Source organism: Mesorhizobium sp. M8A.F.Ca.ET.202.01.1.1 (assembly GCF_004791595.1).
Taxonomy (GTDB): Bacteria; Pseudomonadota; Alphaproteobacteria; order Rhizobiales; family Rhizobiaceae; genus Mesorhizobium.
On sequence record NZ_SRUN01000021.1, the window covers coordinates 24,631 to 35,611 of the forward strand.

Annotated in this window: 6 protein-coding genes; all 6 read left to right on the forward strand. The window is 61.8% G+C overall.

Going from position 1 to position 10,981, the window contains the following annotated elements; genetic code table 11:
- Window positions 1-119 precede the first annotated feature (119 nt).
- On the forward strand, window positions 120-2,315 hold the full coding sequence (locus EN845_RS31185) for a type I secretion system permease/ATPase (RefSeq protein ID WP_245511848.1): 2,196 nt from the start codon (window positions 120-122) through the stop codon (window positions 2,313-2,315).
- Between the two features lie 30 nt (window positions 2,316-2,345).
- Window positions 2,346-3,662, forward strand: coding sequence for an HlyD family type I secretion periplasmic adaptor subunit (locus EN845_RS31190; RefSeq protein WP_127873503.1), 1,317 nt, complete (start codon window positions 2,346-2,348; stop codon window positions 3,660-3,662).
- Window positions 3,663-3,730: 68 nt separating this feature from the next.
- Window positions 3,731-4,609: a sulfotransferase gene (locus tag EN845_RS31195; RefSeq protein WP_127873504.1), complete on the forward strand. Its 879-nt coding sequence runs from the start codon at window positions 3,731-3,733 to the stop codon at window positions 4,607-4,609.
- Between the two features lie 186 nt (window positions 4,610-4,795).
- Complete coding sequence (locus EN845_RS31200) at window positions 4,796-6,301, forward strand: lipopolysaccharide biosynthesis protein (protein WP_245511849.1); 1,506 nt, start codon at window positions 4,796-4,798, stop codon at window positions 6,299-6,301.
- A gap of 162 nt (window positions 6,302-6,463) precedes the next feature.
- Window positions 6,464-8,977, forward strand: a complete 2,514-nt coding sequence (locus EN845_RS31205; protein ID WP_245511850.1) for an RTX toxin — start codon at window positions 6,464-6,466, stop codon at window positions 8,975-8,977.
- Between the two features lie 200 nt (window positions 8,978-9,177).
- The coding region (locus tag EN845_RS31210; protein ID WP_189524227.1) for a cadherin repeat domain-containing protein at window positions 9,178-10,981 on the forward strand (1,804 nt) is incomplete at its 3' end.

Below are 10,981 nucleotides of genomic sequence, written 5' to 3' on the forward strand. Positions count from 1 at the left end.
CCCACTTCCTCGAGTAAAGCTTTGCTTCAGGGCCGCGATCGTTGCTTCGCAACGCTCTTGGGTTCGTTGTGCCTTGAACGGCCTGAGATAGTCCGACCTTGGCACCTCAGAGGTTTGACATGAGCCTTGGGCCAGCACTGACAGTGGTGGGAAATCGCTTCCGCCGGGCGAATTCCCACGCCAAAGCGGAGCAGAGGCGGCTCAATCTCCTCCGTGCAACGGCGCGCCGCAAGACGACGGTGCGTTACGCCCCGCGCCACCGCGCCATCATCCGATCGCGCATTCCAGGTGCAATCCTGCTCCTCCTCGCTCTTGCGCTTGCGGGAGCTGCATTTCTGCAGCGCCACGTTGACCTCGGCCGCAACTGGCTGCCGCGACCGTGGACCGATTTCGTGGTGGACCGGGGATACTTCTCCGATCCACTGGTCTTGCTGGCTGGTCCAGACGCTCTTCCGGTTTGGCTGGCGTTCGCGGCGGTGGGCTTGCTGTTGCTCGCAGCCGCCCGCAAGGCAAGGCGAAGGGGCGGCTTGCCAAGCGCGTCCACGAACGCCGGCGCCAGCCCCTCGGCAAGAGACATCCAGCCGGCGCCTGGTTCGGAACTGGCCTGTGCGTTGCGTTCCTGCAAGGCAGCATTCGCGGGAGTCGCGGTTTTTAGCGGCGTGAGCAACATCCTCATGCTGACCGGAGCGATGTTCATGTTGCAGGTCTACGATCGCGTACTGCCAAGCCGCAGCGTTCCGACTCTGGTAGCCATGGCGATATTGGCCGGCGTTCTGTTTGTCGGGCAGGCGGTCATCGATCTCGTGCGCAGCCGCATCATGACCAGGATCGGTGGAGAACTGGACGAAACGGTCGGGGGGCGCGTATTCACAGCCGTGTCGAGGCTGCCCTTGTACATCGGCCACCAGGGCGATGGGCTGCAGCCGCAACGCGATCTCGACAACATCCGCGTGTTTCTGTCGAGCCCGGGGCCAAGCACACTCTTCGACTTTCCGTGGATGCCCTTTTATCTGGCAATCATATGGAGCCTTCATCCGACCCTCGGAATTGCGGCGATTTGCGGTGCAATCGTGTTGGTGGCGCTGACGGCGGCGACCGAGGTCTTCACGCGCAAACCAATGGGCGCCGCGGTTTCGACGGGCGTGAAGCGCAACGGCTTAGCCGAAGCCAGTCGCCGCAACGCGGAGGTTCTCGCGGCAATGGGAATGGGCAGCCGCCTACACGACCATTGGCGGGAGGCGAGCCGCGAATATCTCACGCAACAGCAGCATGTCAGCGATATCGTAGGCGGCTTCGGCAGCTTCGCCCGCGCCTTGCGGCTGATGCTCCAGTCGGCAATGCTTGGTATAGGGGCCTGGCTGGTGATCCAGGGCGAGGCGACGTCCGGGATCATCATCGCCGGCTCCATCCTCGCGGGCCGTGCGCTTGCGCCTGTCGATCTTGCCATCGCCCATTGGCGCAGCTTCGTGGCCGCACGCCAGAGCTGGAGCAGGCTGAGCCAGTTGCTCGCCCGATTGCCGCAAGACGCTCAGCCGATGGCACTTCCGGTGCCCGGTTCGAACTTGACGATAGAGAACATCACGATCGGTGCACCAGGCGTGCAACGGATCATCGTGCGAGGCGTGGACTTCAGCCTGGACGCCGGCTCGGTGCTTGGCATCATCGGACCAAGTGGCTCCGGCAAATCCAGCCTGGCTCGTGGGCTGGTAGGCGCATGGCGACCGCTGGCGGGGCGTATCAAGCTTGATGGTGCCGCGCTCGATCAGTGGTCGTCGGAGCGTCTTGGCCGCCACATAGGTTACCTTCCGCAGGACGTCGAACTGTTCGCGGGAACGGTTGCCGCCAACATCGCCCGCTTCGATCCTGGATCGGACCCGCGGGCCATTGTCGCCGCCGCCCGCGCGGCGGGCGTCCATGAGCTAATCATCGGTTTTCCGAATGGCTACGAGACGCAGATCGGAGAGGGCGGGACCGCGCTGTCAGCCGGACAGCGCCAGCGCGTTGCCTTGGCACGGGCACTCTATGGAAATCCGTTCATGGTCGTCCTCGACGAGCCCAACTCCAATCTCGACATGGAAGGCGAAAGGGCGCTCGCCGAGGCGATCCTCGCAATCAAGGCGCGCCGCGGCATCGTGGCGATCGTCGCGCACCGTCCGAACATTCTCACCACTGTGGATTTCGTGCTGATGATGAAGGAAGGGCGGATGCACATGTTTGGAACGAAGCAGTCCGTTCTGTCCAAGCTCTTTCCGATGTCACAGGCCAATACAGCGGACCTGCAGCCGGTTTCAACCTCGCCTCGACTGCCGAATTGACGACTTGCGGCACATGGGAAACAGGCAATCATGGCTCCTGTCTTGAACCGATCGCTTTCAAACCGGCGATCCATTCGCCGCAATCTGCTCGGTGGGATGACTGTCGTCGCACTGCTCCTCGGCGGAATGGGAGTCTGGGCCGGGACAGCGGACATTTCGGGAGCCATCATTTCGCATGGCTGGGTGGTCGTCGAGAACAGCGAAAAGAAGGTGCAACACCCGACGGGTGGCGTGGTCGGTAAGATTCTCGTGCGCGATGGCGACCGTGTCCGGGCCGGGGATATCTTGGTCCAGCTTAGCGACACTATCCCGCGTGCCAGCCTGGCTTACGTGACAAAGAATCTGGATGAGCTCTACGCGCGAAAGTCCCGGCTCGAGGCGGAGCGTGACGGCAGCGGGCGGATGACACTTGCTCCGATGCTTGCCACGCGAATGAACAACCCGGAGATTGCCAGCACCGTGGCTAGCGAACAACGACTTTTCGAACTTCGTCGAACCGAGGTTTTTGGCAACAAGGCGCGCTTGCGCGAACGCATCGAGCAGTTCGGAAAGCAGATCGAAGGTTACTCGGCTCAGGAATCGGCAAAGAGCAAGGAGATCGAGTTGATCAACGATGAACTCGTCGATATCCGCAGCCTTGTCGACAAGAAGCTCACACTCAAGTCGAAGCTGACGGAATATGAACGCGAGGCAACACGCATCGAGGGTGAAAGGTCTCAGCTTGTGTCAAGCATGGCGCAGGCACAAGGCGCCATCGCCGAAGTTGAGCTCCAGATCCTTCAGCTGGACAAGGAGTTCTCCAGCGAGACTGGCAGCGAACTGCGCGATGTCGACGCCAAGATCGCCGAATTCGAGGAACGAAAAGTCACCGCCGAGGACCAGCTGTCACGCATCGATATTCGCGCTCCCTCCAGCGGCACGGTCCATCAATCTTCAATCCATACCGTGGGCGGCGTGATCAGTGCGGGCGAGCCGATAATGCTGATCGTTCCCGACACCGACACTCTCACGGTCGAGGTGAAGGCCGCTCCGCAGGACATCGATCAGATCTTGGTCGGCCAACGCGCACTTCTTCGCTTCACCGCCTTCAACGTCCGCACTACGCCCGAAACGGAAGGCGTGGTGTCCATGATTGCGGCCGACGTAACGCGCGATCAGCACACCAATGAAGTCTACTACGTAGTCCGCATCACCCCGGACCCGAAGGATTTGACGAAACTTGGCCCTGCCTCGCTCATTCCCGGCATGCCGGTGGAAGCGTTCATACGGACTGGTGACCGCAAGATGCTCTCCTACCTGATGAAGCCTTTGACGGACCAGATGATGCGTGCGTTCAGAGACCAATAGCCGCGCGGCGACGCTTGTCGCGCGGATCGGCGCGACCCCGGCTAACCTTTTAGCGACGGAGACTTGTCATGGCAGCAACAGAGCTGAAACCTCCGATTTTTCTGATCGGCAACTATCGGTCGGGGACCACAATTGCACAAAAATTGATCGGGCTGCATCCCGACATCGTTACCTGGTACGAGCCAAAAACATTGTGGCTATATGCCGATCCGGCGCGGCGTCATGACGAATTTGGCGAAACCGATGCAACCGAAAGGGTCGCACGTTACATTCGCGGCAGGTTCCTCGAATATCAGTCGCGGCACGGCGGCCGACAGATCATGGAAAATACCCCTGCCAATGTCTTGCGCGTGCCGTTTGTCCACGAGATTTTTCCGGAGGCTATATTTCTCTATATTACGAGAAATCCATTTTCGTACATAAGCTCGATGGAGCTTAAGTGGCAGAGAGCAAAGTCTCTCAAAGGTTTAATACGCCTTTTGAAGATCACTCCGGTAACGCAAATTCACTATTACGCAAAAGATATTATAAAACAGGTGGTCACGAAAAGGGTATTGGGAAGGAAATACACATCGATCTATGGACCGCGTTACAACGGGATAGAGCGAGATTTGAAGGAGAATGAGAAATTGACGGTTATCGCGCGCCAGTGGGCGCGCGGCAATCGAAAGGCCCGAGAAGATCTCGCCAAGCTGGGCGACGGCCGCGTGCTGTCTTTTCGCTACGAGGATTTGATACAGGATCCCGAGTTGGTTTTGCGCCGCATCTTTGAACATTGCGGGCTGAACTGCACCGACGATATCGTCCGAACGGCCAAGGAGATGATCGATCCCGGCCGCCAGCAGAAGTGGCTCCGTCTCGAAAGGAAGGATCTAACGGCGATCATACCGGAGGTCCGGGACGAGATGGAGTTCTATCGCTACGAGATCCCCTCGCTCCTTCGATAGGTAAGGCGCGCTGGGCGCGGGCGGACGGCACCGCAGCGGAGGACCCTTCATGACCCATGCGATCATAACTTCGTGCAGGCGCGGGCGCGTGGCTGCGCATCATCCAACGTAATCGTGTCACTCGGCGGATCCGGCAAGGACGCAGTGGCCGCCTGTTTGGGTCGGCCGAGGCGATTGGAGAGAGGCGTGAGCAACAACCAGCGCGGGCTAGCAAAACAAAGTGTCGTGGGCATGTTCTGGACGTCCCTGTCCATGGGTGCCCTTGCGGTTGCGGAGCTTGTCGCGCTTCTCATCCTGGCTCGGCTGCTCTCGCCCAATGAGTTCGGCCTCTACTCCGCAGCGCTGATCGTCATCAAGTTTTCGGCGATCTTCCAGGGACTTGGCATTACCCCCGCGATCGTCCAGCGACCGGTGCTGGACGAGCGACATCTTCGGGTCGGCTTCACTTTGTCATGCCTCCTCGGCCTCGCTGTGTCCGCGTTGGTCTGGGCGATGGCACCGGCAATTGCCGGGCTGCTTCGCCTCGCCGATCTGGCTCCGGTCGTTCGTGCCATCTGCTTCGTGTTCCTTTTCCAAGGCGCTTCCATGGTGGCATTGGCCGCGGCCCAGCGCGCGCTGCGGTTCCGCTGGCTGGCGTTGGTCGACGCCAGCGCCTTTGCCTTGGGTTACGTCGTTGCCGGTCCGATTCTGGCATGGCTCGGCTTGGGCATCTGGGCGCTTGTCGGCGCGCTCCTGATCCAGCAATTCATCCGCATGGTCGTGCTGCTCGCCGGCCAGCCGCATCCGATGCGGCCTTTGCTGGAGCGGCGCGCCATCGTCGAACTGCTCTATTTCGGAAGCGGTTTTACCATCGCCCGGGTCTTCAATTACCTCGCCACCCAGGCGGACAGGCTTGTCGTGGGCCGCTGGCTCGGCGCTGATGCGCTTGGCCTGTACGGCCTGTCGTCACAGTTGATGACGACGCCCGCGGTCATCGTCGGTCAGGTTCTTGATCGGGTGCTGTTCCCAACCATGGCGCTGGTCCAGGAGCAGCCCGCGCGGCTTGCTCGTGCCTATCGCAGCGCAGTCGCGGGGTGCGCCCTGCTTGTCCTGCCGGCCAGTGTGGTCGTGGCCATCGTCGCGCCGGAGTTGGTTGCCGTCATTCTCGGGCGGGGATGGGTAGCGGTCGTCGCCCCGCTCCAGATCCTGGCGTTCAGCATGCTGTTCCGCACGAGCTACAAGCTGAGCGATTCCGTCTCGCGCGCAACAGGGACTGTCTACGCGCGCGCCTGGCGCCAGGCGGTTTTCACCATCGGCGTCTTCGCCGGCTCCCTCATAGGGCAACTCTGGGGCATAGAAGGCGTGGCGTTCGGCGTCGGCGCGGCTTTCGGGATCAACTTCTTCCTGATGGCACAGTTGAGCCTTCGCGTGACCGGCATGACCTGGGGAGACTTCCTTATGGCCCACGTACCCGGTCTGGCACTCGCGGGCGTGGTCGGAACCGGCGTATGGGGGCTCGTGGAATGGCTACGCGAGTTCCGTCTATCTCCCCTTCCCCTGCTTATCGATACGGCATTGCTGGCATCTGCCGGGGGCTTGCTGCTGTGCTGGATCCTGCCGTCGCTGTTCCTTGGGCGGGACGGGCTATCACTGCTGCGCTTGCTCGCGGCCGTTGCGCCCGCCTGGCCAAGGATGAGGAAGGTAACTGACTGATCCCGTAGAATTCAACGCTTGACCGCACGGCCATGGATTTCGGGCGACGGCTTTCATGTCCAACGTTACCCATCGCCATGCTCGATCTGGGGTCGCAACAGCCCTCGGGTCGGGCACGTCGAGATTCCGATTTAATCGAGAAATGTGCAGAGGAGATTCGACGTGGTAAAACTCGCTGGGCTTCCCTGGAATGACGCGAAGCTCTTGATGACGGAATCCGACACTGACTCCGGCATCAATGGCGACTGGCTGACCGACGACAATTGGACCCAGCCGAGCGGAAGAGCGATCGGCAACGAAACGGCTCGGGTGCTCTCCGATATCGGCGACGGGCTGGCTGCCGAAACCGGCAATGGTAGTCACACTACCAGCTTGGATCCGGCCGCGAACAAGCTGGATCTTAGCACCGCAGATGGGGTCACGCCGACTTTGGGGGGCGATGGCGGATTGAAACTGACCGGCCTCACCGAGACGGCAGCCGGACTTGGCATTCATCCCGACAGCAGCTTTCTCGACTTGTGGCACGATGCGGAAATGGGCCCTGCCGACAGCCATGTCACCTACATCGCCACCACCCCTGAGGCAGTTGCCGACATCGGCACGGTCTCGACACGCGCAGCGGTCACAACCAGCAGCAGCTTCCTCGCCGCCAGCTCCAGTGCGATCGACCCAATCTTCGAGACAAGGGTGGCGACCGCGGGCGACGATGTCGAGGAGAAGGGCTCCGGTACGATATCGGGCAATGTCGACGATCTGGAACTGGGCTATGACGGCAGCACCCGCCAGACGGTCGGCCTCCGCTTCACCAGCATCGATCTGCCGAAGGGCGCGATCATCACCAGCGCCTATATCCAGTTCCAGGCCAATGAGGTGAAGTCCGGCGCGGCGTCGCTGCTCATTCAAGGCGATAATGTTGACGACGCCAGCCCTTTTACGGCCGTCAGCTTCAACGTGTCCGCGCTTCCGAGGACGACAGCCTCCACGGCATGGACGCCGGACCCGTGGACCATTGTGGGCGAGCATGGCGCTGCCGAGCGCACGCCTGACCTTTCGGCGATCGTGCAGGAGATCGTCAACCGCTCGGGCTGGGCCGCGCTCAACGACATGGCATTTTTGGTCAGCGGCACTGGCACGCGCACGGCCGATTCCTACGAATACAATCCGGCCACCGCGCCACTGCTGCACATCGAATATCTGCTGCCAGGATCCGGCAATCCAGTAGCTTTCAACACCCCGCCGGATGCCAACACTGCCGCCAACAAGATCGCCGAGCTTGCCGCGGCAGGCGCACCCACCGGGATCACAGCATCGGCCACCGATCCCGATGCCGGCTCGACGGTCACCTACAGCATCAATGACTCGCGCTTCGCCATCAATTCCAGCAGCGGCGTCATCACGCGCTCGGCCACCGGCACGCTCGACTTCGAGACCCAGTCGTCGATCAATCTGACAGTGACGGCAACCTCGTCCGACGGAAGCACCGCCAACCAGGCCTTCAGCCTCGCCGTGCTCAACAGCCCTGAGCCGGTCGCTTTCAACACCCTGGCCGACGCTAACGCTGCCGCCAACCAGATCGCCCAGACCGCCGCCGCCGGCACGGCGGTCGGGATCACCGCCTCGGCCAGGGATCCCGATGCCGGATCGACGATCACCTACAGCATCGACGACTCGCGCTTTGCCATCAACGCCAGCACCGGCGTCATCACACGCTCGAGTACCGGCACGCTCAACGCCCAGTCCGAGCCGTCGGTCGCCCTCACCGTCACGGCGACCTCGTCCGATGGCAGCATCGATACCCATGCCTTCAACGTCAACGTCACGGCCCACCAGCTGCCGACGTCGGTGACCTTGTCACACACAATCCTGACTTCGCAGTGGTCGCCGCCGAGTCCCGACCCGACTGATATCGTCTATATCTCTCACCTCGGCACGTTGCTGGTTGCCGACAGCGAAGTCGAGGAGATACCTGCGCTTTTTACTGGCAAGAATCTCTACCAGATGAATTTGAACGGCACCCTTGCGGGCACGCTCACGACCGTCAAGTTCTCCGATGAGCCGGCCGGGGTGGCTTATAATCCTGCTAACCACCATCTCTTCTTCGCGGACGACACTGCCCCGAAGAGCGTGTACGAGCTCAACCCCGGTATAGACGGGCTTTACAACACGTCCGACGATAAGGTGACCTCTTTCAAGACATCCGCGTTCGGCAGTTCGGATCCGGAGAGCGTCGCCTATGACCCGAACCATAAAGTCTTGTATGTCGCGGATGGCTCAACCCAGACGATTTACGCCGTCTCACCGGGTCCCAACGGCAAATTCGACGGCGTCGCGAGTACGGGCGGCGACGACATCGTGACGAGTTTTTCTGCGCAAGCGCTGGGGAACCCTGGCGACGAAAGTATTGCGTATGACCAAGTCAACGACCTCCTTTATATCATTACGTCGACAAAGTCGGTAGCAATGGTGACGCGTACCGGGCAGTTATTGGGCACGCTCGATATCTCCGCAGCCCACGCGCACAAACCATCGGGAATAGCGCTGGCGCCGAGCAGCGACGATCCGAGCCACCATATGAGCCTGTACATCGTGGATCGGGGCCTGGATAATGACCCATATCCAACCGAAAATGACGGCAAGATCTATGAATTCCAATTGAATGGTTGGCTGCTCGCCTGATCCGGCAGGACGCGTTGCTTCAAGGTCCTGTCGTGATCCATTTCACTGCAGCCTGCCCGGATGCCCAGCAAGCACATCGCCTCCACACACGCCTCTGACAGCCGGAGTCCTCGATCGCCGCGGATCGGACCTGGCCGTGGCGTCGATATCAGGGCCTAGCGAGGCCCAAGTGCGGAAAACGGCGGCAAAGGAGTTCTGCGATGTCCAAACCACATCGGCTTCCAGATAGCGGCAATGCAATCGGACTGCTCGCGACGGAGCTCGGTTCGACGCCCCTCCTCAAAGGCCTTCAACCGCTCGATGACGGCTCGGTTGCGGAGCACGTGCATGGCGATGACGGCGTGTCGCAGGCTTCCGGGGCATCCGATGGCGTCAGCCTCGCCGTCGAAACCGGCAAACACAGTGACAGCCAAAGCGCCGTCCCGATCACGGCAACCGGTGGCGAGTTGATCGGGCTGGCGGACGCGGCAGCCGGGCTTGGCATCCATCCGGATAGCACCTTTCTCGACAGCGTGGCGACGAAAGACACCGGCCTCAGGCAGTTTGCGGGAACGGGCCATGCCGGCAGCGGCGTCACCTTCACCGCCCCTACCCCCATCGCTGACGCCGGCACGGTCTCGACCGGCGCTAGTGTCACCACCAGCAGCAGCTTTCTCGCCGCCAGCTCTAGTGCGATCGACCCGATCTTCGAGACAAGGGTGGCGACCGCCGGCGACGATGTCGAGGAGAAGGGCTCCGGTACGATCTCGAGCAACATCAGCGATCTGGAACTGGGCTATGACGGCAGCACCCGCCAGACGGTCGGCCTCCGCTTCACCAGCATCGACCTCCCGAAGGGCGCGATCATCACCAACGCCTATATCCAGTTCCAGGCCAATGAGGTGAAGACCGGCGCGGCGTCGCTGCTCATTCAAGGCGATAATGTTGACGACGCCAGCCCTTTTACGGCCGTCAGCTTCAACGTGTCCGCGCTTCCGAGGACGACAGCCTCCACGGCCTGGACGCCGGACCCGTGGACCATTGTGGGCGAGCATGACATGGCCGAGCGCACGCCTGACCTTTCGACGATCGTGCAGGAGATCGTCAACCGCTCGGGCTGGGCCGCGCTCAACGACATGGCATTTTTGGTCAGCGGCACTGGCACGCGCACGGCCGATTCCTACGAATACAATCCGGCCAGCGCGCCACTGCTGCACATCGAATATCTGCTGCCAGGATCCGGCAATCCGGTAGCCTTCAACGCACCGCCCGACGCCGATCCCACCACCAACCAGATCGCCGAACTCGCCGCGGCGGGGGCAGCCACCGGGATCACAGCATCGGCCACCGATCCCGACGCGGGCTCGACCGTCACCTACAGCATCAATGACACGCGCTTCGCCATCAATTCCAGCAGCGGCGTCATCACGCGCTCAGCCACCGGCACGCTCGACTTCGAGACCCAGTCGTCGATCAATCTGACAGTGACGGCAACCTCCTCCGACGGCAGCACCGCCAACCAGGCCTTCAGCCTCGCCGTGCTCAACAGCCCGGAGCCGGTCGCTTTCAACACCCCGGCCGACGCTAACGCCGCCGCCAACCAGATCGCCCAGAGCGCCGCCGCCGGCACGGCGGTCGGGATCACCGCCTCGGCGACGGATCCCGATGCCGGCTCGACGATCACCTACAGCATCGACGACTCGCGCTTTGCCATCAACGCCAGCACCGGCGTCATCACGCGCTCCGGCACGGGCACGCTTAACGCGTCCTCGGAGCCTTCAGTCAACTTCAACGTGACGGCAACCTCGTCCGACGGCAGCATCGATACCCACGCCTTTACAATCGGCGTCACGGCCAGCCAGTTGCCGGTTGCCTTCAACGCACCGCCCGACGCTGATCCCACCACCAACCAGATCGCCGAACTCGCCGCGGCGGGGGCAGCCACCGGGATCACAGCATCGGCCACCGATCCCGACGCGGGCTCGACCGTCACCTACAGCATCAATGACACGCGCTTCGCCATCG